Annotated in this window: 17 protein-coding genes; 13 read left to right on the top strand and 4 right to left on the bottom strand. The window is 37.0% G+C overall.

Annotated elements, in window-relative coordinates; genetic code table 11:
• Positions 1–127: 127 nt before the first annotated feature.
• From rpoC to ACFINA_RS05765, 4 genes are all read left to right on the top strand, one after another.
• Positions 128–4,339: a DNA-directed RNA polymerase subunit beta' gene (rpoC, locus tag ACFINA_RS05780; protein ID WP_375607227.1), complete on the top strand. Its 4,212-nt coding sequence runs from the start codon at positions 128–130 to the stop codon at positions 4,337–4,339.
• Between the two features lie 717 nt (positions 4,340–5,056).
• Positions 5,057–5,236 (top strand): hypothetical protein, encoded by a 180-nt coding sequence (locus ACFINA_RS05775; RefSeq protein WP_375607226.1) that lies wholly within the window; start codon positions 5,057–5,059, stop codon positions 5,234–5,236.
• Positions 5,237–5,464: 228 nt separating this feature from the next.
• Positions 5,465–6,154 carry a nitroreductase gene (locus tag ACFINA_RS05770; RefSeq protein ID WP_375607225.1) on the top strand — a complete coding sequence of 230 codons (690 nt, stop codon included), beginning with the start codon at positions 5,465–5,467 and terminating at the stop codon, positions 6,152–6,154.
• Between the two features lie 342 nt (positions 6,155–6,496).
• Positions 6,497–7,888, top strand: coding sequence for an L-serine ammonia-lyase (locus ACFINA_RS05765; protein ID WP_375615219.1), 1,392 nt, complete (start codon positions 6,497–6,499; stop codon positions 7,886–7,888).
• A gap of 1,756 nt (positions 7,889–9,644) precedes the next feature.
• Here ACFINA_RS05765 and ACFINA_RS05760 read toward each other — a convergent pair.
• Entirely contained in the window at positions 9,645–9,923 is a 279-nt protein-coding gene (locus tag ACFINA_RS05760) for a hypothetical protein (protein ID WP_273790659.1), read from the bottom strand.
• Between the two features lie 32 nt (positions 9,924–9,955).
• The gene (locus ACFINA_RS05755) at positions 9,956–11,305 is read right to left on the bottom strand and encodes a D-alanyl-D-alanine carboxypeptidase (RefSeq protein ID WP_375607223.1); all 1,350 of its coding nucleotides are present in this window, start codon (positions 11,303–11,305) and stop codon (positions 9,956–9,958) included.
• Positions 11,306–11,539: 234 nt separating this feature from the next.
• Here ACFINA_RS05755 and clpS point away from each other — a divergent pair, with 234 nt between their 5' ends.
• Together clpS and clpA are read left to right on the top strand one after the other, a co-directional pair.
• Positions 11,540–11,911, top strand: a complete 372-nt coding sequence (gene clpS, locus ACFINA_RS05750) for an ATP-dependent Clp protease adapter ClpS (RefSeq protein WP_375607222.1) — start codon at positions 11,540–11,542, stop codon at positions 11,909–11,911.
• A 6-nt stretch (positions 11,912–11,917) separates the two neighbouring features.
• A complete protein-coding gene (clpA, locus tag ACFINA_RS05745) occupies positions 11,918–14,269 on the top strand; it encodes an ATP-dependent Clp protease ATP-binding subunit ClpA (protein WP_375607221.1) in 2,352 nt (783 codons plus the stop codon).
• A gap of 7 nt (positions 14,270–14,276) precedes the next feature.
• On the opposite strand, the gene ACFINA_RS05740 is transcribed toward clpA, so the two are convergent.
• Both ACFINA_RS05740 and ACFINA_RS05735 read right to left on the bottom strand, forming a co-directional pair.
• On the bottom strand, positions 14,277–14,699 hold the full coding sequence (locus tag ACFINA_RS05740; RefSeq protein ID WP_375607220.1) for an HIT family protein: 423 nt from the start codon (positions 14,697–14,699) through the stop codon (positions 14,277–14,279).
• Positions 14,700–14,833: 134 nt separating this feature from the next.
• Positions 14,834–15,295: a RidA family protein gene (locus ACFINA_RS05735; RefSeq protein ID WP_375607219.1), complete on the bottom strand. Its 462-nt coding sequence runs from the start codon at positions 15,293–15,295 to the stop codon at positions 14,834–14,836.
• 145 nt (positions 15,296–15,440) lie between these two features.
• On the opposite strand from ACFINA_RS05735, the gene ACFINA_RS05730 reads away from it, so the two are divergent.
• The 7 genes from ACFINA_RS05730 to ACFINA_RS05700 all read left to right on the top strand — a co-directional run bounded on the left by ACFINA_RS05730 (position 15,441) and on the right by ACFINA_RS05700 (position 22,437).
• Positions 15,441–16,277, top strand: a complete 837-nt coding sequence (locus ACFINA_RS05730; RefSeq protein ID WP_375607218.1) for a cell envelope integrity EipB family protein — start codon at positions 15,441–15,443, stop codon at positions 16,275–16,277.
• Between the two features lie 167 nt (positions 16,278–16,444).
• Entirely contained in the window at positions 16,445–17,224 is a 780-nt protein-coding gene (gene rpsB, locus ACFINA_RS05725; protein WP_375607217.1) for a 30S ribosomal protein S2, read from the top strand.
• A gap of 102 nt (positions 17,225–17,326) precedes the next feature.
• On the top strand, positions 17,327–18,250 hold the full coding sequence (gene tsf, locus ACFINA_RS05720; protein ID WP_375607216.1) for a translation elongation factor Ts: 924 nt from the start codon (positions 17,327–17,329) through the stop codon (positions 18,248–18,250).
• A 157-nt stretch (positions 18,251–18,407) separates the two neighbouring features.
• A complete protein-coding gene (pyrH, locus tag ACFINA_RS05715) occupies positions 18,408–19,127 on the top strand; it encodes a UMP kinase (RefSeq protein ID WP_375607215.1) in 720 nt (239 codons plus the stop codon).
• A gap of 37 nt (positions 19,128–19,164) precedes the next feature.
• Positions 19,165–19,725, top strand: a complete 561-nt coding sequence (gene frr / locus ACFINA_RS05710; protein WP_273790667.1) for a ribosome recycling factor — start codon at positions 19,165–19,167, stop codon at positions 19,723–19,725.
• A 732-nt stretch (positions 19,726–20,457) separates the two neighbouring features.
• Positions 20,458–21,273: a phosphatidate cytidylyltransferase gene (locus ACFINA_RS05705; protein WP_375607214.1), complete on the top strand. Its 816-nt coding sequence runs from the start codon at positions 20,458–20,460 to the stop codon at positions 21,271–21,273.
• A 15-nt stretch (positions 21,274–21,288) separates the two neighbouring features.
• Complete coding sequence (locus tag ACFINA_RS05700; RefSeq protein WP_375607213.1) at positions 21,289–22,437, top strand: RIP metalloprotease; 1,149 nt, start codon at positions 21,289–21,291, stop codon at positions 22,435–22,437.
• Positions 22,438–22,601: the final 164 nt, after the last annotated feature.

Genomic DNA, 22,601 nt, shown 5'->3' with positions numbered 1-22,601 from the left:
AAGAGGCTCAATAACCTTATTAAGGCTATACAGGTTGTTTTTAAAAGTAAATGTATTTTAAAGAAGATCTGTTATAAAATAAATGAGATATTACAACAGGTTCTAAGAATCTTTGAAGGAGAACAGCATGAACCACGAGGTCATGAATCTTTTCAATCCTCAAGCGCCAGCGCAGACATTTGACTCTATTCGTATTTCTATTGCGAGTCCTGAGAAAATTTTGTCCTGGTCGTATGGTGAGATTAAGAAGCCTGAGACGATTAATTATCGGACGTTTAAACCAGAGCGTGATGGTCTTTTTTGTGCACGTATATTTGGCCCTATTAAGGACTATGAATGTCTATGTGGCAAATATAAACGCATGAAGTATAAGGGCATTATTTGTGAAAAGTGTGGTGTAGAGGTCACTCTTTCCCGCGTACGTCGTGAGCGTATGGGGCATATTGAACTTGCGGCACCCGTTGCGCATATATGGTTTCTTAAATCATTACCAGGTCGTATTTCTACACTTTTAGATTTAACTTTAAAAGATATTGAACGGGTTCTTTATTTTGAGAATTATATTGTAACCGAACCAGGATTGACGTCTCTTAAGCTCCATCAGCTTCTTTCTGAAGAAGAATATATGCTTGCTATTGATGAATTTGGAGAAGATCAGTTTACAGCTATGATTGGCGCTGAAGCTATTTACGAGCTTTTAGCTAGTATGGAGTTAGATAAAATCGCTAATGATTTGCGTCTTGAATTAGCTGAAACAACTTCAGAGTTAAAGCAGAAAAAATTGATTAAACGACTTAAAATCGTTGAAAATTTTCTTGAATCTGGAAATAAGCCAGAGTGGATGATTATGAAAACAATTCCGGTTATTCCACCGGATTTGCGTCCATTGGTTCCGCTTGATGGTGGGCGTTTTGCGACATCAGATCTGAATGATCTTTATCGGCGTGTTATTAATCGTAATAACCGCTTGAAACGGCTGATTGAATTGCGTGCTCCTGGAATTATCGTGCGCAATGAAAAGCGTATGGTACAAGAAGCTGTTGATGCATTGTTTGATAATGGACGGCGTGGGCGTGTGATTACTGGAGCCAATAAACGTCCTCTTAAGTCTTTATCAGATATGTTGAAGGGCAAGCAAGGACGTTTTCGTCAGAACTTACTTGGGAAGCGTGTTGATTACTCGGGGCGTTCTGTTATCGTGACGGGTCCTGAATTAAAATTGCATCAATGTGGTCTTCCCAAAAAAATGGCTCTTGAATTATTTAAGCCTTTTATTTATGCGCGGCTTGATGCAAAAGGCTATTCATCAACGGTAAAGCAGGCAAAGAAGCTTGTTGAAAAAGAACATCCAGAAGTTTGGGATATCTTGGATGAGGTTATTCGTGAACACCCTGTTTTGCTCAATCGTGCACCAACATTGCACCGCTTGGGGATTCAGGCTTTTGAACCTATCTTGATTGAAGGGAAAGCTATCCAGCTTCATCCGCTGGTGTGCACTGCTTTTAATGCAGATTTTGATGGAGATCAGATGGCGGTTCATGTTCCGCTTTCTCTTGAAGCACAGCTTGAAGCCCGTGTTTTAATGATGTCAACCAATAATATTCTTCATCCAGCTAATGGAGCTCCCATTATTGTTCCATCACAGGATATGGTTCTTGGTCTTTATTATCTTTCGATTGTTTCTGAAAAAGAACCAGGTGAGGGAATGGCTTTTTCTGATATAGGTGAGCTTCATTATGCTTTAGAAAATAAGGTTGTAACGCTTCATACGAAGATTAAAGGCCGTGTTAAGAATATGGGGAAGGATGGAAAAGAAGTTTCTAAACTTTATGATACGACACCTGGTCGTTTGATTATCGGTGAGCTTTTGCCAAGAAATGCGGATATCTCATTTGATATTGTCAATCAAGAGATGACGAAAAAGAACATTTCTAAAATGATTGATCATGTTTATCGGCACTGTGGACAAAAAGAGACGGTTATTTTTTGTGACCGTATTATGCAGCTTGGCTTTTCTTATGCTTGTCGTGCAGGAATTTCATTCGGTAAGGACGATATGGTTATTCCTGATAGTAAGTCGCGTTTAGTTGCAGAAACAGAAGCTTTGGCTAAGGAGTACGAACAGCAATATAATGATGGTTTGATTACACAAGGTGAAAAATACAATAAGGTTGTAGATGCTTGGGGTAAATGTACAGATCGCGTCGCAGATGAAATGATGAAACGTATTCAAGCCGTCGATTTTGATCCTAAAACAGGTCGTCAACGACCGATGAATTCGATCTATATGATGTCGCACTCTGGTGCTCGTGGTTCTGCTAACCAGATGAGACAATTGGCCGGTATGCGTGGATTAATGGCAAAACCATCGGGTGAAATTATTGAAACACCCATTATTTCAAATTTTAAAGAAGGTCTAACTGTTAATGAATACTTCAATTCCACGCATGGTGCACGTAAAGGACTTGCTGATACTGCGTTAAAGACGGCGAACTCTGGTTATTTAACACGGCGTCTTGTTGATGTTGCACAGGATGCTATTATTTCAGCAGTTGATTGTGGTACCGCAAAAGGGCTTACCATGCAGCCGATTGTTGATGCAGGACAAATTGTTGCCTCCCTTGGGCAAAGAATTCTTGGTCGTACAGCGCTTGTTGATATTCTACATCCTGTCTCTGGAAAGGTTATCCTTGAAGGTGGAGCAATGATTGAGGAAGCTGATGTTGCGAAGATTGAAGCAGCTGGGATTCAATCTGTTCAAATTCGTTCTGCATTAACATGTGAAACACGTCTTGGTGTTTGTGCAAAATGCTATGGTCGTGATTTGGCGCGTGGAACACCTGTTAATCAGGGAGAAGCCGTTGGTGTTATTGCTGCTCAATCCATTGGTGAGCCGGGAACACAGCTTACTATGCGTACTTTCCACTTAGGAGGAACTGCGCAGGTTGTGGATTCATCGTATTTAGAGGCATCTTATGAAGGTAAGGTGGAAATTCGTAATCGTAATGTGGTTCGTAACTCTGAAGGCCATTTGGTTGTTATGGGGCGTAATATGGCTATCCTTATCAAGGATGAGTTAGGAAAAGAGCGCGTTGTACATCGTGTTAGCTATGGTGCTCATATTTTTGTTGATGATGGTGATGTGGTTAAACGTGGCCAACGTATAGCAGAATGGGATCCTTATACACGTCCAATTTTAACGGAAGTTGAAGGCTATGTGGGTTTTGAAGATATGATTGATGGTTTATCTGTCACTGAAACAGCTGATGAATCTACGGGTATTACGAAGCGTTTGGTGATTGATTGGCGCGCTAATCCACGTGGTGCGGATCTTAAACCAGCCATTATTATTCACACGGATAAAGAAGGTGAATCTATTGCTAAGTTGTATAAGGGAGGTGAAGCCCGTTATATGATGTCAGTGGAAACTATTCTTTCTGTTGAACTTGGTGCTCATGTTAAGGCTGGTGATGTTATTGCTCGTTTGCCGATGGAAAGTGCCAAAACGAAAGATATTACGGGTGGTCTTCCTCGTGTGGCTGAGCTTTTTGAAGCGCGTCGTCCAAAGGATCATGCGATTATTGCTGAAGTTAGTGGTACAATTCGGTTTGGCCGTGGTTATAAGAATAAACGTCGTATCATTATTGAACCAAATGATGAAACTCTTGAGGCAGTAGAATACTTGATTCCAAAAGGTAAGTTGTTCCACTTCCAAGAAGGCGATCAAATTGAAAAGGGGGATTATATCCTTGATGGGAATCCAGCACCTCATGACATCTTGGCGATTAAGGGAGTTGAGGCTTTGGCATCTTATCTTGTTAATGAGATTCAGGAGGTTTATCGTTTGCAGGGAGTTCTTATTAATGATAAGCACATTGAAGTGATTGTTCGTCAAATGTTGCAAAAAGTTGAAATTACTGAATCTGGAGATTCTGGTTATATTCCAGGTGATAATGTTGATCGTATTGAACTTGATGAAATCAATGATAATTTGATTGCAGAAGGGAAGAAACCTGCATCTGGTAATCCCATTCTTCTTGGAATTACAAAAGCTTCTCTTCAAACGCCTTCTTTCATTTCGGCGGCATCGTTTCAGGAAACAACACGTGTTCTTACTGAAGCAGCAGTTTCTGGTAAAATTGATACTTTGCAAGGACTTAAAGAGAACGTTATTGTCGGTCGTCTTATTCCAGCAGGTACGGGTGGTACAATTTCTCAAATCCGTCGTATTGCTGCAGTTCGTGATGATTTGATTGTAGATGAGCAGCGTAAGTCTAGTAATAACGAAGTGGCTAAGGCTATGTTGACAAATATGACAACCGGGGCTGTTGCAGAATAATTTAAATACAACATCACATAATAAAAAAACGTCTGAATAGAAAGTTCAGACGTTTTCTTATTTCGAAATGCAGAAGTTGTATATTCTCTTGAAAAATATCAAAAATTATAAGGCGATAGTTATTTTTAACATCTTTGGTAGCTTATTGTTTTGTAATGATGCTTATCTTTCTTGTTGCTTCATTTTAAAGTTTTCTTATTTCTGAAGGCAGTATAGAAAGTTTTTTCCCAAGTATGTGAAACTCAAAAAACATATTCAAGGAAAAGAGTTGATTATCTACAAATCAAATAATGATTGATTTTGAATTTTAGGAAAATTTCTGATTGATATCTTCTATAAAGATTTAAAAGGACTTATAATGAAAGATCAATAGTCTTTCTGTAATATAAAAATAATTGATTCTCTACTATACAATGTTTGTGAATGTATTTTCTTCTAAAGTAGAATGCAGAAAATTAGAGATTAAGGTGCTCACTAAGTTTTATAAAAAATAGACATATTTCTTATAACAATGTGATCTATGCAGACAGAATAATAAAATGTACGAATATTATTCAATTGGAAAATTAACACGTGAGTTTTCAATAATAGCTCGAACTTTGCTATGAAGAAGAGGGATTTCTTATCCCTTTTCGGTTTGCAAATACACGGCTTTATACATAAACGGGTCGTCATAAGTTAAAACAAATCCTGTGTACTAAAAGAGTTAAATTTTCGTTGTCTGAAATATCTGATATTTTGACAATGGTTGGAAAACCACCTGATAATGAGAAAAAGCTTAAGAAATTAATTGCAGGAATTCATAAAAAACGAACTGATTTAAAGCAGATGCAGCATGATGTTGATGATCTTCTACAGGATTTAGAACGAATTGAGGAGAGTTTTTTGAGAGCTTAGCGGAGTTGGTGGTTAGACATTGATTATAAATTTATTTTGTCTTCTTTTAGACAAATTTCTTTCTCTTAAAAGAGATAGATTATACTATCTCTAAGGGGAATATTTACCACTGCGTGAAATGTGTAAGTCATTTAAAGAAATAGAGTGTTTGAAAAAGCTGCAAAGGTATTTTCGCAGTATATTATCCTTGATAAGAAAAAACTATTTTTCATAAAGAAAGTAAAAACAATGACAGTTTCTCCTATGAGTGTTTTTCAATCTATATTGTCACGAAAGTCAATTCGCGCTTTTACTGATCAGCCAGTTAGTTTGGAAACAATCAAAGAAATCTTAAAACTTGCAGCACGTGCACCATCTGGAACAAATATTCAGCCATGGCAAGTGATTGTGCTTACAGGAAGTGTATTACAGAAAGTAGGGCAAGAGCTTTCACAACTTGTGCTTTCAGGTGTAAAAGGAGAGCGTGAATATAGTTATTATCCACGTCAGTGGCGTGAGCCTTATATTTCAAGGCGTCGAAAAGTTGGTTTGGATCTTTATCAGAGTCTTGGAATTCAAAAAGGAGATGAAGAAAAAATGCTTCATCAAAAAGCACGAAATTTTTTATTTTTTGATGCACCTGTAGGACTCTTATTTACAATGGATCACGACATGGAAATAGGGAGTTGGCTTGATTTGGGTATGTTTATGCAGACCATTATGTTAGCAGCACGTGGATTTGGATTGGATACCTGTCCCCAAGCAGCTTTTGCTGATTATCATAAACAAATTCGTACGCTTTTATCTGTACCTTCTGATCGGAATATTATTTGTGGTATGGCACTTGGTTATCGCGATATGAGTGCTCCAGAAAACAATTTTGAGACAGAACGAGAACCGTTAGAAAACTTTGTACGTTTCATCGAAGCATGTCCATAAAATATTTTATATCATTAAGCATATACTTTGAAGAACTTGGTGCATTATGAAAAATATGCTTGGTAGAATTTTTTCATTCTTATTAAATTATGATGTTGCATATTAACACTTATTTTACTACGTTCGAAACATTAAGAGAGTGATGACTCTAAGGGCATTGTTCGTTTTGAAGGTTGGCTAATGGAAAGCACTATAGAAAGAGGGTGTTGGGTGGTAGCAAGACGAGCAACATTCGTGTTTATTGCTATCATTTTTTTACTCTATCTCGCAATTTGATTTTAAACAGGACAAACGTTATAGAAAAGCGTATACTCAGACCATATTGGAGTTTTGAGGTGGTTCGTGTTTTTATCTGTTTTTGAACTTTTTAAAATTGGTATTGGTCCTTCTAGCTCACATACGATGGGGCCGATGACAGCGGCTAATATGTTTTTGCAAAGGATACGAGATTTTTCTCAGTTATCTGATAACCAAGTTTCTCGTATACGTGTTTATCTTTATGGTTCTTTAGCTTTCACAGGTATTGGTCATGCGACAGATAGAGCTATCATATTAGGACTTTTAGGAGAAAAAGCGTCTACTGTTGATCCTGATAGCATGGGATTCCTGTTAGAAAAAGTTATACGTGAAAAAAAAGTGCAACCAGAAGGCCATCCCGTTTATCAGTTTGATTTGCAACGTGATCTTATTTTTGAACGAAAGGAAATTCTCCCTGGTCATACGAATGGACTAGCATTTGAAGGGCTTGATACTGATGGGAATGTTCTTTTGCGGCAGATTTATTATTCTATTGGTGGTGGCTTTGTTGTAACTGAGGATGAATTAAGACACATGAATGGTAATATAGAATCAGAAGTGTCTGAGGTGCCATATCCATTTGATTCTGCTCGTACAATGTTATCAATGGCAGAAAAATCAGGATTTTCAATTGCTGAAATGAAACGCTTAAATGAAGAAATAAAAATAGAGCGTTCTTCTCTTGATGCTGGGCTTGATGAAATTTTTTCAGCGATGACAAATTGCATTAATAGAGGTCTTTCACAAGAAGGTGAGTTGCCTGGTGGATTACGTATTCCAAGGCGTGCTAAAAAACTGCATGATACACTTTTGGAAAATCAAAAGAAAAATTGCAATTATCCACTTTTTGCAAATGATTGGCTTTCGGTATATGCTATAGCAGTCAATGAAGAAAATGCAGCAGGTGGTCGTATTGTTACAGCACCAACAAATGGGGCTGCTGGTGTTGTCCCAGCCGTTTTGCGTTACTATCTTCAGTTTAATGATGGTTCAGATCGAAAGGGAATACATAATTTTCTATTAACGGCAGCAGCTATTGGCGGTGTTATCAAACATAATGCCTCTATTTCTGGTGCAGAAGTTGGGTGTCAAGGTGAAGTTGGAACGGCATCTTCAATGGCTGCAGCAGGGTTAACCGCGGCGTTAGGTGGAACACCAGCTCAAATTGAAAATGCAGCGGAAATTGCGCTTGAACATCATTTAGGAATGACGTGTGATCCTGTTGCAGGTCTTGTACAAGTTCCTTGTATTGAGCGTAATGCAATGGGGGCTGTTAAGGCGGTAACGGCTTCTTCTCTTGCATTACATGGTAATGGAGATCATTTTGTTTCTCTTGATGCTTGTATAGAAACAATGCGCCAGACTGGTCATGATATGAGTGAACGCTATAAAGAGACAAGTAAAGGCGGTCTTGCAGTCAATGCGATATCTTGTTAAGAGCTGGAACATTTTTCAATCCATAACTGGACTTTTGGGAGAGAGATCGTATTTCCTAATAAAGCTTATGTTTTTTGTTCCTTATAAATCAAAGTTCCACTTTAATGCAGCAGTAGTTTGAAATAAATCTGAGATCATTCAGTGTTTTCTTAACGAATAATAGGTGTTGCATGCAAGCTTGGAGGGGAGAGTGTTGTGCATCTGTTTGATTTGTCTCTAAAGTGGGGAAAAAGTGTAATTTGGAAAAAATAAGAAAGCGTAAAGTAAAGTTAGTGATCAATCTGCCATTATTTTTAGCTGGGTTTTATGGCTTTAAAAAGTTTCCATAGCCATATATCTTTTAAATAATGGAAGATTATGCCTGAGTATCCAAGGAAAATTTGTTTTAAATCTGAATAATTATGATGAAGAGAGTAGAGTTTTAAAGACTTTAATTTTTTAAAAGTGAAGTTTTTTCTACCTAGTATGGTAAAAAATGCCTTGAAAAAAAACACTAATTTACAATAATTAAGAGATATATTGGAAATATCTTTTTTATTTATAAATTTTTTACCGACAAAAAAATTAAAATAAATAATAACGTATACATTAAGAAATATTTATAAAAATTCTCATGAGAATAGAATGCACACAATAGAACATTATCGTGTTACGCGTTCGTGAGTTCGTTTTAAAAAAATATCTCTCAACGCTCCCAAGCTCATTTCACGATGGCACCTGTGAATGATATAACAGTAAATCCATTGAGCTGTCCCCATCTTTATGCTTAATAAAAAGAGTACGCTGGCATGGTTGCACACTTTGCCAGAGCCGCCCCTCTGTACAGGGACAAAGCTCTTGGCATTTGAAACGGTTCATTATAGGCATTTTTAGTCTTTTTGGTACAGTTTCACGCTACACACTAATCTCGCTCATAACATGCAAGAGACGGTTTTGATTGATTCAACATAAACAGATTTTTAATGAGAGAATCTTACGATATTCGAGATTCTCATCTAACATGCAAAATAATTAATTATCTTTATAAATCAGTATCTTGCATATGAATAATATAATGTAAGTTTTCCATGGATGGTATAAAATCTATAGAGTATTAGCATTTTTATTTATAAAGAGAGAAAACCAACACTATCATCCTTTTTTAAATAGTTTATATGCCAATTTTTCTCGTGATGAGCAAGCGAGCGATTTTGACTGATTCAATATAAGAAGTAAAATAAGAGCATTTTACGAAAATCTCTTATTCAATATGCAAAAAATAAATTATAATTATAAATTAAAATCTTATGGAAATCGTTATTATAATATTTAATCTGATAATTTGTTTACGTTTTTTCATCGATAGTATTTGTATTTTCCAATTTTCTGTGCCTTTTGACATAAATACAAGTAAGAGGAGTGAGATTGTTTTTTTACAGCGTTTATGTTGTATGGGGAGCGTTATTAAGAGAGATTTTCTTTATTGAACTTTTACAATAATCCCATCAAATGATAAGCTTTCATCTAATGAAGCTATTCATTTTTTCCAGAAAGATATCAAGGACAATTTTTTATATTAAATCCAAAAAGTGGAAAAATATTGGGTATTTTTATGTCATTAACAATGTTTTTATTAAAAGCTTGGAGATATTGGATAGTTGGAAAAGCTGTCAGAAAAATTCAACAATTTAAGAAAAAAGTATGTTTATCAAAAGGTTTTCTAAGGCTGTAGATAATGGTTAATAATAAAATAATTTTTTAGAGAGGGTCTGTAGAATTAAATATTTGTTGCTCCTAAACGGATTTTAATAGGCACATTACCAGTTTGGCTCGCAACGCGTAAATGAATGCGTACAGGAGGCATTATGAGACGACGGTTGCGCATTGTTTGGCAAATGAGAAGGTTAACAAGAGACTGTGTATCTAATGCTGTCGAATTATATTTTAAACCAGTAAGTTTTGCGGCAGCATCGTGAAGAGAACGCAATGAAAGGAGGGATGATTGCTTCAATAAAATTTCTTTTTTATGGAATGAAGCAAAAGCATTATCTGTCATAATACTATCCTTAACGCAGAATTCAAAAATTTTTAGTAGGCTACAGTATAGCAGTTAAAATTTGCTTTCTTTAATGTAGAGCAAGCATCAAATGCAGCTTTTTTTGATTGAAACCCTGTAAAGCGTGCTCGGTAATAACGCCGCCCACTTTTTTCAAACAGTTGCATGTGTGAAGATGCATGCTTTAAAGTAGAAAAAGCTATATTTTTTGCTTTTAAAAGTAGAGTTTTTGCTTGTTCTTCACTAGGAAGAGAACCAATTTGGATAGCCCATCCGGCATTTTCGGACAAAGAGACTGTTACAATTTTATGAGTCTCAGCTGGTATAGTTTTTTGAGGATTCGGTATTGGTATAATTACCTTATTTACAGCCGTTATTGCGATATTGGAGTTTTTAGGTTGTTCTGCAAATGCTGTCAACATAGTCGAAATTTCATCGTCAAAATTACTTGAATCAGCTTTAATGGTCGGTATAGGAGTATTGGCCCCAGTGGGTAAGTGATAGCGTACAGAAGCTATTAAACGTTCACCACTTTTCATTTGGCTTGCTTTGGGCAAATATTGATTCAATAAGCTAGCCATATGCTCGTCACGTGCAGTAGATGATTTACCTCCCATAACAACAGCGACAATAGAGCGCCCCTCAAGACGCATCGAAGTTGCTAAATTAGAACCTGACATTTGTGTGTAGCCTGTTTTAATTCCATCGACACCTTTCATTATTTTAACAAGTTTATTGTGGCTGTTAATTTTATGTCCACGGAAATTAAAACTTTTTGTTTTGAACAATTTATATTGTTTGGGAAAATGTTTACGTAAAGCTAATGATAAAGTCGCTATATCTCGTGCTGTAGAATAATTGTGCACATCCGGAAGTCCTGAAGCATTTGCAAAATGTGTATGTTTCATGCCAAGTTTACGGGCTTTTACTGTCATCATTTGAGCGAATTTTTTTTCACTACCTCCAAGATATTCTGCAATGGCAGCAGCAACATCATTTGCGGATCTTGTAATGAGTGCTTTAGCTGCTGATTCTGCAGAAATTGTTTGGCCTGCTTTAAATCCAATTTTTGTCGGTGGACGCATTGCTGCATAATGTGAAACAGGAATTGGTGTATTTGGTGTCACACGACGCATCTGCATAGCTTCAAAGAGGAGGTACAATGTCATCATTTTTGTTAAAGAAGCAGGATAACGTTTCAGTGTTGCATTGGCTTGAAATAGAGTTTTTCCCGTAGTAGCATCTATAACAATAGCCGCATACTTATCAGGATAGGCCCCTTGAGGTGTGGCGGATGCCCAACAGTAAGAAAAAGCTAACATAACAAAAGAAATTGCTATTGTTTTACAGTAGCGCATAATTTTTTGATAATTAATATACACTTGCAGTATCCTATTTCTCCATTTATCCTAAAAAACTTCTATAAAGCTTCCTTTTCTGTAATTTATTGATGCAGTTTAGACGAATGGTATTACTAATTTGTTTACAGAAGTTATTTTATGAGTGAGCGATTGAAGTCTAACCATAGAGGAAATTTTTTTTCTAATACAAACAGGTATTGCAATAGTTATGAAAGAATTTAAAATTAATAAAAATGTGCTGCATGGAAAACGATAATGGGACAGATGCTCATAATAAACTCTATAGCTCGTATTATGCATAATGAAAAGGGCAAGAATTGGGATGAAGGTAGGCATGGTGCGGTTATAATGCCTAAGGCTAGAGAAAAACTTGAAAAACCTAAATTATGTCGCGTTTTTTTGCTTAATGATGATTACACACCTATGGATTTTGTTGTTTTCGTTTTGAAGAACTTTTTTAAAAAAAGTTTCGAAGAGGCAACGCGGATAATGTTAAATGTTCATCACAATGGGATAGGAGAATGTGGGACTTATACTTATGAAGTCGCTGAAATGAAAATATTACAAGTGAGGGAATGTGCGCGTCAAAATGAACATCCGTTACAATGTGTAATGGAATGGAAGTGAGGAGCTATGCCATCTTTTACACCTAGTCTTGAAGAGGTTTTGCATCGTGCATTAACAATTGCTACTCAAGCACGCCATGAATATGCAACACTAGAGCATCTTCTACTTGCGCTGTTAGATGATGCCGATGCAAATTCCGTTATTCAGGCTTGCCAAGTAGATGTGGAGGAATTGCGAGAGCGCTTAACCAATTATCTTCGCTCAGAGTTAGATGAACAGATTAGAGCTGATGAGGATACAAAGCCTACAGCTTTTTTCCAGCGTGTTATCCAACGTGCGGTGATTCATGCACAATCGGCTGGAAAAGATGAAGTATCGGGGGCAAATGTTCTTGTTGCAATTTTTTCTGAACGTGAAAGCCATGCAGCATATTTTCTTCAAGAGATGGGAATGACACGCTATGATGCTGTACGTTTTATTTCACAGGGTGTCACGCGTGATGATGGGTTATCCATGTTACTTGAAGGACTTGAAGAGCAATTAGATCAGCAGATTTCGGATAATGGTGAAAGAGGAACAAGTGCTTTAACGAATTATTGTGTTGATCTCAATTGTAAAGCACGTAATGGAAAAATTGATTTATTAATTGGCCGTGAAATAGAAATTTCACGCATGATTCAGGTTTTATGTCGAAGGTCAAAAAATAATCCGCTTTTGGTTGGTGATCCTGGAGTGGGGAAAACCGCTATAATTGAGGGATTGGCAAAGCGCATTGTTGATGGGCAAGTGCCTGAAGTTTTATCAAATGCAACAATATTTTCTCTTGATATGGGGGGACTTGTTGCAGGTACACGTTATCGCGGTGATTTTGAAGAACGCTTAAAGCAAGTTATTAAAGAGTTTGAGCTGTATCCAGATGCTATTTTATTTATTGATGAAATTCATACCTTAATTGGAGCAGGAGCGACATTAGGGGGAAATATGGATGCAGCAAATCTTTTGAAACCTGTATTATCTTCTGGAACTATGCGATGTATTGGTTCGACGACTTACAGAGAATATCGCAAATTCTTTGAACAAGATCGTGCTTTAGAGCGTCGTTTTCAGAAGATTGATATTAATGAACCTTCTGTTACAGATGCGATTAAGATTTTGCAGGGGATGAAGCCTTATTTTGAAGATTTTCATCAGATTAAATATACAGATCAGGCGATGAAGGCATCTGTAGAATTATCTTCACGTTATATAATTGACCGTAGGTTACCTGACAAAGCAATTGATATTATTGATGAAAGTGGAGCAGCGCAAAAGCTTTTGCCACAAAAACAACGCAAGAAGAGTATAGGTGTTAAAGAAATTGAAGCGACTGTTGCTACAATTGCAAGAATTCCACCAAAAACAGTTTCCCGGAATGATCAGAAGATACTGAGTAAGCTTGAAAGAGAACTCAAACATGTTGTTTATGGTCAAGATCAGGCAATTTCCGTCTTAGTTTCATCCATAAAATTGGCGCGAGCAGGTTTACGCGAACCGGATAAACCAATAGGAAGTTATTTATTTTCAGGACCAACAGGTGTAGGAAAAACTGAAGTTGCAAAACAGCTTGCATCATCTTTAGGCATTGAATTATTGCGTTTTGATATGTCAGAATATATGGAACGGCATACGATAGCACGTTTAATCGGAGCACCTCCAGGTTATATAGGGTTTGATCAAGGAGGTCTCCTTACAGATGCCGTTGATCAGAAACCTCACGCAGTTCTATTGCTAGATGAGATTGAGAAAGCGCATCCAGAGTTATTTAATATTTTATTGCAGGTAATGGATTATGGTAGATTAACAGACCATAATGGTAAGAAAATTGATTTCCGCAATGTTATTTTGATTATGACAACCAATGCTGGTGCTTCAGATATGGCAAAATCAGCTATTGGATTTGGGAAAGTACATCGTGATGGTGAGGATATAGAAGCAATCAATCGACTCTTTACACCAGAATTTCGTAATCGGTTAGATGCAATTATTCCGTTTGCATCTTTATCTCATTTAATCATCAATCAGATAGTGCAAAAATTTATTTTTCAGCTTGAAGCACAATTAGCTGATCGGGGAATTTGTTTTGAATTAAGCCCTTCTGCAACTTTATGGCTTTCTAATAAAGGATATGATTCTCAGATGGGAGCACGCCCATTAGGGCGTGTTATACAAGAATATATTAAAAAGCCATTAGCTGATGAAATTTTATTTGGAAAGTTACGCAATGGTGGTACCGTTCGCGTATTGACACAAAAATCAAATGGTAAAAAAGAAAGCTTACAGTTAGAAATTTCATCTTCCGATATATCTGTAAGTTCAAAGAAAAGTAAAATGGAAAACTTTACAAAAAAACGTTTAGGAAAAAAAAGCACAACAACTTAAGAGTGTGTTATAAAGCTGCACGGATTTTTTTTGCATTCTCTTCAAGTATTTCTGGAGGCGTTACCATATCATTATGAGGGGTAAGCTCTATTCCCTCCATACGTGGTATAATATGAAAATGAAGGTGATAGACGGTTTGTTGACTAGCTGCTTCATTAAATTGCATGACAGTTATGCCATCTGCTTGAAAGGCTTTTTTGACAGCATTTGCAATTTTTTGAACAGCTTTAATAACAGGAAATAATGTTTCAGGATCTGCATCAAGTAAGTTTCTAGAGCCTTTTTTAGGAATGACCAGCGTATGACCTGGTGCCTGTGGCATGATATCCATAAATCCAATAACATCATCATCTTCGTAGACACGAACAGAAGGGATTTCATTGCGAATCAATTTAGCAAAAATATTATTATTGTCATAAGCTTGTTTCATACAAATATTTCCTTTTATCGTAAGTTTAAGATTCTAATTTAAAAACGAAAAAATGCAAGGTTTATCAGAGTGTAAGACAAAGAAGTACTTTGACTTCAGTTATATTTAGGATAATGCACTGTCTTAATGAAGGTTTAGATTTCTATGATGGCTTCAACTTCTACAGGAACATCCATAGGAAGAGAGGCAACACCAATAGCAGAACGGGCGTGTTTTCCAATTTCACCAAGGATATTGACGAATAAATTAGAAGCTCCATTGGCAACAAAAGGAATATCGGTAAAATGAGAATCTACAGCCACAAAAACAGTAATTTTGACCACACGTTTTATTTTATTTAAGTCACCCAGAGTTGCCTTGAGTTGCGCGAGAATATTGAGAGCGCAAGCTTCAGATGCTTTTTGGGCTTGTTCGGTATTCACAGTTGCACCAACTTTACCGATAGCTATAGGTTTTCCATTAATAAGAGGGAGTTGTCCAGAAATAAAGAGTTGATTGCCACTTTGTGAAGTGGTGATGTAATTGGCAAGGGGGGAGATTACTTCAGGAAGAGTGATTCCGAATTTTTCTAAGTTTTTTTCAATCATATTGGTCATAATTTTAACTCCATAGCTGCTTTATAATATATTCATTGCATAATCTATTTTTTGATTTAAGAAAATGTGTGGTTAATTGAGAAATTAGCCTTTTTTGCCTTATTGTATGATGTTATGCAACGGGGATAAAGTTCGGAAGTTGGGAATGATTAGATCATTATTTATAATAATTTTATATATTGTTTTTTTATGTACTGCGAGAGCTGAAGAGCCCATTTTTATTGTGCCTCATCGAGCAATTTATGATTTTCATCTCGATAGTGTTTCTCATGAAATGACAATTTCTGCGATGTCAGGACGAATGGTTTACGAGCTCACTGGTTCGGCATGCCAGGGCTATAGCACACGTTTTCGTTTCATTAGCCGTGTTCACATTGAAGATATGCCAGTACGTTTGACGGATCAACAGACGACGAGTTATGAAACAGGAGACAGCCGTACATTTCGTTTTAATATTACAGATCAAGAGGGAGAAGAGGTTGTGCATCGTGCCGAGGGGGTTGCGGAGCGTACGCAAGATGGTATTACAGTTACCTTAAAAAAGCCAAAGGGAAAAGAGTATAAGCTTGCAATGGCTGAATTTCCAATGATGCAACTAAAAAATATTATCCGCCATGCAAAAGCAGGAGATCATTTTTACAATGTTACTGTATTTGATGGGACAAATAAAGCAGATAAAGTTATAAAAGAAAGTATCGTCATAGGGGAAAAGAAAACGCTTTTATCTGATAGCGAAACGGAAAAAGTAAGAAAATTGGATGAAGAAGAATATTGGCCTGTTACAATTTCTTATTTTGATGATGGAGAAAATAAAGATGGTTTGCCGGTTTATCGTAGCAGTTTTCTCTTACATGAGAATGGTGTCATGCGAGATCTTCATATAGATTATGGAACTTTTTCAGTGCGTGCAAAATTGAACAGTCTCGAATTCTTGGAACTTGGAAAAGATCTTAATCAATGTGAAAATGCAAATATTAAATGATTAAAGAAAATAACTTGAAAAAGAATCAAATATTAGTATGTTTGCGCTATTCCACACGCGGAGTCTGGGTGTTTGCAAATGATCTGTGAGAAACTTCTAGCAAGCATCCGCCGGTAGCAGGTCTTCCTGCTTTTTCCGCGGAGGTTGAACCGGAAAGGATAAGATTTATGGCACTACCCGATTTTACTATGCACCAGCTTTTAGAAGCCGGTGTGCATTTTGGTCACCAGACTCATCGCTGGAATCCCAAAATGACTCCCTATATTTATGGTCAGCGTAATAATATCCATATTATTGACCTTGCTCAGACCGTTCCACTTTTACATCAAGCACTTAAACTTGTTTCAGATACTGTAGCGCGTGGTGGTCGTATTCTCTTTGTTGGTACGAAACGACAAGCATCTGACATTATCGCTGATGCGGCCAATCGTTCTGCCCAATATTACGTTAATGCGCGTTGGCTTGGTGGCATGCTCACAAATTGGAAAACGATTTCCAATTCAATACATCGTTTGCGTAAGCTTGACAAAATTCTTGCCGCTGAAGCACAAGGCTTTACCAAAAAAGAACGTTTAAATCTCGAACGTGATCGTGAAAAGCTTAATCGTGCGCTTGGTGGTATTAAAGATATGGGTTCTGTTCCAGATCTTATATTTGTTATCGATACAAATAAAGAAAATATTGCACTCCAAGAAGCAAAGCGTTTGGGTATTCCTGTAATTGCTATTATTGATACCAATTGTGATCCCGATGACGTGACACATCCAATACCAGGTAATGACGATGCTTCACGTGCAATTTCTCTTTATTGCGATCTTTTTGCCCGTGCTGCTCTTGATGGTATTGCACGCCAGCAAGGAGCAATGGGTATCGATTTAGGAGCTCAAGTTGATGCACCTATGGAGCCTATTTTGGAAGAAAATGCAGTTTCAGAGGTTTCTGAATAATATAAAATGCCTAATTAAGGTACTTTTATTGTCTAAAGAAGAAGTTATAGGCGTGCAGAGGGATTTTGCACGCTTTCACTGTTACAAAATAAAGAGGCAAATATGAGCATTACTGCTGCACAAGTAAAAGAACTTCGAGAACTATCTGGCGCTGGTATGATGGACTGTAAAGCCGCCCTAGCAGAGACCAATGGTGATATGGAAGCTGCTGTTGATTGGCTTCGTAAAAAAGGAATAGCTAAAGCAGATAAAAAGGCTGGTCGTACAGCAGCTGAGGGATTAATCGGAGTCGTATCAAAAGATTCACATGCAGTTTTGGTTGAGATTAATTCTGAAACAGATTTTGTTGCACGCAATGATGGATTCCAAGACATCGTGCGTAAAGTAGCAACTGCTGCCTTAGATACGTCAGGGGATGTTGAATCTGTTTCTGTTTCTCTTTATCCAGGTTCTGAGAAGACTGTAGAGCTTACAATTAAAGATGCAATTGGCACAATTGGCGAAAATATGACATTTCGTCGTTCCGCTAAATTGTCTGTTGAGAATGGTGTTGTTGCGACTTATATACACAATAGTGTGGCTGATGGGCTTGGAAAACTTGGTGTTTTGGTTGCGATTGAGACAACAGGAAATAAAGAGGCTGCTCTTGCTTTTGGTCGGCAGGTCGCAATGCATATTGCGGCAACCAATCCATTAGCACTTACAGCACAAGGTGTTGATGCTTCTGCTGTTGAACGTGAAAAAGCAATTTTTTCAGATCAAGCACGTCAGTCTGGAAAGCCTGAAAATATCATTGAAAAAATGGTAGAAGGGCGTATGCGTAAATTTTTTGAAGAGGTTGTTTTGCTTTCACAGGCTTTTGTTATGAATCCTGATATGACTGTTGAGGCAGCTTTAAAGGACGCTGAGAAATCAATTGGTGCACCAGCAAAAATCACAGGCTTTATTCGTTTTGCACTAGGTGAAGGTGTAGAAAAAGAGGAGTCTGATTTTGCTGCAGAGGTTGCTGCTGCTGTAAAAGGCTAGTTATTGCAAACTCTTGACCAGAGATTTAAAGTCATATCATTGGTTGTAGAATCTCTGAGGGGAACAGTGTAATTGTTGAGAGGGCGTCACGTGAAAAAAGTGGTGCCCTTCGTGATGTCAAAAGCAAAAAGTAAATGGGCTTTTGGGGAGATTATTAATGGCATTAGCACTTCCGTATAAACGTATTCTTTTAAAGGCTTCTGGTGAAGCTCTTATGGGAGGGCAGAATTTTGGCATTGATGTTTCTGTTGTAGACCGTATTGCCGCTGATATTGCAGAAGTGCGCGCAATGGGGATAGAGGTTGCGGTTGTAATAGGTGGGGGAAATATTTTTCGTGGCGTTGCTGTTGCTTCGCATGGTGGAGATCGAGTGACAGGTGATCATATGGGAATGCTTGCAACGGCTATTAACTCTTTAGCATTGCGAACATCATTGACAAAATTAGGCGTTGAAACGGTTGTACTCTCTGCGATTGCTATGCCACAAATTTGTGAAAGTTTCTCGCAACGTAAAGCAATAGCTTATATGAATCAGGGAAAAGTTGTTATTTTTGCAGGGGGTACAGGAAATCCATTTTTTACCACTGATTCTGCTGCCACTTTACGTGCAGCAGAAATTGGTGCGGATGTCCTTCTTAAAGGAACACAAGTTGATGGTATTTATTCAGCAGATCCAAAAATAGACCCTACGGCTAAGCGTTTTGACCAATTAACACATGTTGAAGTTTTGCAATGGGGATTATCTGTTATGGATTCAACGGCGGTCACTTTAGCACGTGAGAACAATGTACCGATTATTGTGTACTCCATTCATGAAAAAGGCGGTTTGGCTAAGGTTTTGAATGGAACAGGACGCTTTACAATAGTATCGGAATAAGGGTAAGCTTCAAAGAACAATTGAAGGAGACAGAAATATGAATGTTACATCAATTATGGATGATCTGAAACGTCGCATGGATGGTGCTATTACGGCTTTTAAACATGAATTAGGTGGTTTGCGGACTGGACGTGCATCGGCCAGTTTATTAGAACCGTTGACCGTTGAATCTTATGGTTCTGTTGTGCATATAAATCAAGTTGCTAATATTTCTGTTCCTGAACCTCGGATGCTTTCTGTTTCTGTATGGGATAAAACGATGGTCGGAGCTGTAGAGCGCGCTATTCGCGATTCTGGTCTTGGTTTAAATCCCATAACTGATGGTACGAATTTACGTATTCCTTTGCCTGAGTTGAATGAAGAGCGCCGTAAAGAACTTGTAAAAATTGCGCATCACTATGCAGAGCAAGCGCGTGTTGCTACACGTCATGTTCGTCGGGATGGTCTGGACAATTTGAAAAAGTTAGAAAAAGATGGTGAAATTGGACAAGATGAAGCCCATAGTTTGTCTGAGAAAGTTCAAAAACTCACAGATGAAACTATTGCTGATATTGATAAAATTTTAGCCGTAAAAGAATCTGAAATTATGCACGTTTAAGACGATTTTGTCGCTAGAAAAAGGATGTTATATTCCCAGCCTGTAAATTGTTTCTAGGGATAATTGTAGGGCGTGGTGTGCTCTGTGGTAGCAAGGTGTTATGCAGGAAGGTATTCTATCATTTTGATATGGGAGAGACTGATTTGAAAGGGCAGATGTTTTAATTTTTTAGTCTGCGTGGTAAATCATGCCCTTTGGTGGGAGACACTATTTAACAGCATGGTGCGGTTTTTTAGTTGAACACGTCTTTGTTAAAATGCATAATGAAAGCATTATTAGAAATTATTCAAATATTCTAAGATGAAGGTTGGGGAAAGAATATAATGAAAAAAACAAGCCTAACCTTTCTCTTATTTCTCATTATAAAACATGTGAGTATAATTGATCAAGCAGATGTTATGTGGCGTAATTCGTTTTTTAATGACGAATAGTTGATAGAAAAGTGTTTTTATACGAAACCTATATTAGTTAATTTGTATGGGGCAGAGGTAACTGCTTTTTTATTTTATATTTGAGAAAATATTAAAAAAATATTTTATAATTTTGACGGAGATTTTTGAAGCTGTTTTCATTGATTATTAGTTTCATAAGCGCTATCTTAGTAGACTGAATTATTTATGATAAATTATAAGAGAAATTATACAAGTATGAGATAAAAATACTGCGTAGGGGAGTTTTTCTTGCGTTAATTTTAGAGCTTGTATTTTCTATTTTTATTGTTTGGATGTTGTTTTGTCTAATTTGGTTTATCGTATTCTGACAGCTTTTGTTTTTGGCATTATTGCGTTGTATCTAACATGGTTGGGAGGAAATTTCTTTTTTTTATTTGTATGGTGTATTGGCGGTTTTGTTCTTTATGAGTGGATGAGTATTACTAAAGAGAAATGGTGTATTTTACAAAAAATATTAGCAAGTATCTTTTATTTAATCTTTGGCTTTTTTTTAGTGTTGAGTGTATCTGCTTCATTGATTTTTTGTGTTTTAATCGTTTTAGCTACAGTGTTAGCTATTATATCTATAAAAAAGAGTGGTTGGGTTTTTTGTGGTTTTTTATATGCCTCTTTTCCTGTTGTTGCTTTATGCTTTCTACGGGATCATGAACTGTTGGGGTTCCAAGTTGTTATTTTCTTATTTACGATAGTGTGGGGAACAGATATTGGTGGTTATTTTATCGGACGTGCATTAGGGGGCCCTAAATTAGCACCACAATTTTCTCCTAATAAAACATGGTCAGGAGCACTTGGTGGTACATTTGTCGGAGTTTTCGGTGGTATATGGGTTGCTTTTGGATTTTTTGATATAAATTTAGCCAGTTTTTTTGTGCCACTCCTTACACTTGTTTTGTCAATTGTTTCACAATTGAGTGATTTAGGGCAATCATGGCTCAAAAGACGGTTTTCTGTTAAAGATTCTAGTTCTTTATTGCCTGGACATGGTGGTTTTATGGATCGTATAGATGGATTGGTAGGGGCAGCTTTTCTTCTTTATTTAATTGGTTCATTTATGTCTGATATGGATGCGCCTTTTAATCTTTTTAGTATGATCTAATTGGGAGAAGATAGTTTGGAGCTTTTAAATCATATCGTCACTATGGGTGATTTTCTTTTAAGAAGTTTGAGTATTCTTTTCATCATTATGATTATCATTTTTGTGCACGAATTTGGGCACTATCTCATTGGTCGGTTGTGTGGTATTAAGGCGTTAATTTTTTCGCTTGGATTTGGACCAGAAATAGCGAGTTATACAGATAAGCATGGCACGAAGTGGCGTTTAGCACTTATCCCCTTAGGAGGTTATGTAAAATTTGTTGGGGATGAGGAAAAAATCGATACGGAATCATCCCAATCATCTCTGATTGTTGATGGTTCATTTGCTAGTGCGCATGCTTGGAAAAAAGCAGCAACTGTTTTTGCCGGTCCTTTCTTCAATGCTCTTTTTACTGTTGTTATTCTAACATTTTTTTTCTTTATCTATGGTCGTGTAGCCATTGAGCCCGTTGTTGGTTCTTTGGTAAAAGATAGCCCTGCTCTTCAATCCGGTTTGGAATTAGGTGATCGTTTTGTTGAAATGGATGGACGACGGGTTGAAAGCTTTGAAGATTTGATGAATTATGTAGCTTTTCACGGAAGAGAACCCATAGAGTTTAAAATAGAACGCATGGGGCGAGTCTTTACAACGATGATTACCCCAAAAGTCGTTGAGCGAGATGATGGATTTGGTAATCGAACACGAAGTGCTATGATAGGTGTAGGTGTTCCTGTTGATTTAAATAATCCTGCACATTTAGATCCAACTTATATAAAACATATTCGCTATGGTTTTGTAACAGCTGTAAGAAAAGCGTCAGACCGTACTGTGTTTATCGCCACTCAAACTGTTCTTTTTATGAGTCGTTTAATAGGAGGCAAAGAGGATCATTGTCGGCTAAGTGGACCTTCTAAAACCGTTAAAATTGCTTGGAAAGTGAGCGAGACAGGTTTTATCTCTTTGTTGAATTTGGCAGCTTTTCTTTCAATAAGTGTTGGGCTTATTAACCTTTTTCCGATTCTACCGCTTGACGGTGGGCATCTTTTATTGCATGTCATTGAGGTCATTACTGGGAGGAAAATATCTGCTAAAATTCAGGGAATCTTTTTTCGTTTAGGTTTTTCCATTCTTCTCCTTTTTATGATCTTTGTCTTTTTTAATGATTATTTTTGTTGGTTTAGCTAATTAAATTATGGAAAATGCTTTATAAATTAAGTAATAATAGCAAAAACAAATTGAAGGTTGTTTACCATGTCTACAAAATGTTGTGGCGTTGTACATTATAATGAGTAATTAAGGAATGAAAAGTCTCGCTGTAAAAAGGTTGTTATGGCAGTTAGCTTTTTAAG

The sequence above is a fragment of the Bartonella sp. AC10YNML genome, from assembly GCF_042196825.1.
GTDB lineage: Bacteria > Pseudomonadota > Alphaproteobacteria > Rhizobiales > Rhizobiaceae > Bartonella.
This window is presented reverse-complemented; position numbering and strand designations above follow the sequence as displayed.

What these genes read in the sequence shown, in the direction of transcription:
- ACFINA_RS05770 (WP_375607225.1), top strand. Translation starts at nt 5,465, where the DNA reads ATGACAGTTTCTCCTATGAGTGTTTTTCAATCTATATTGTCACGAAAG.
- rpsB (WP_375607217.1), top strand. Translation starts at nt 16,445, where the DNA reads ATGGCACTACCCGATTTTACTATGCACCAGCTTTTAGAAGCCGGTGTG.
- pyrH (WP_375607215.1), top strand. Translation starts at nt 18,408, where the DNA reads ATGGCATTAGCACTTCCGTATAAACGTATTCTTTTAAAGGCTTCTGGT.
- ACFINA_RS05740 (WP_375607220.1), bottom strand. Translation starts at nt 14,699, where the DNA reads ATGAAACAAGCTTATGACAATAATAATATTTTTGCTAAATTGATTCGC.
- clpS (WP_375607222.1), top strand. Translation starts at nt 11,540, where the DNA reads ATGGGACAGATGCTCATAATAAACTCTATAGCTCGTATTATGCATAAT.
- rpoC (WP_375607227.1), top strand. Translation starts at nt 128, where the DNA reads ATGAACCACGAGGTCATGAATCTTTTCAATCCTCAAGCGCCAGCGCAG.
- ACFINA_RS05760 (WP_273790659.1), bottom strand. Translation starts at nt 9,923, where the DNA reads ATGACAGATAATGCTTTTGCTTCATTCCATAAAAAAGAAATTTTATTG.
- ACFINA_RS05735 (WP_375607219.1), bottom strand. Translation starts at nt 15,295, where the DNA reads ATGACCAATATGATTGAAAAAAACTTAGAAAAATTCGGAATCACTCTT.
- frr (WP_273790667.1), top strand. Translation starts at nt 19,165, where the DNA reads ATGAATGTTACATCAATTATGGATGATCTGAAACGTCGCATGGATGGT.
- clpA (WP_375607221.1), top strand. Translation starts at nt 11,918, where the DNA reads ATGCCATCTTTTACACCTAGTCTTGAAGAGGTTTTGCATCGTGCATTA.
- ACFINA_RS05730 (WP_375607218.1), top strand. Translation starts at nt 15,441, where the DNA reads ATGATTAGATCATTATTTATAATAATTTTATATATTGTTTTTTTATGT.
- tsf (WP_375607216.1), top strand. Translation starts at nt 17,327, where the DNA reads ATGAGCATTACTGCTGCACAAGTAAAAGAACTTCGAGAACTATCTGGC.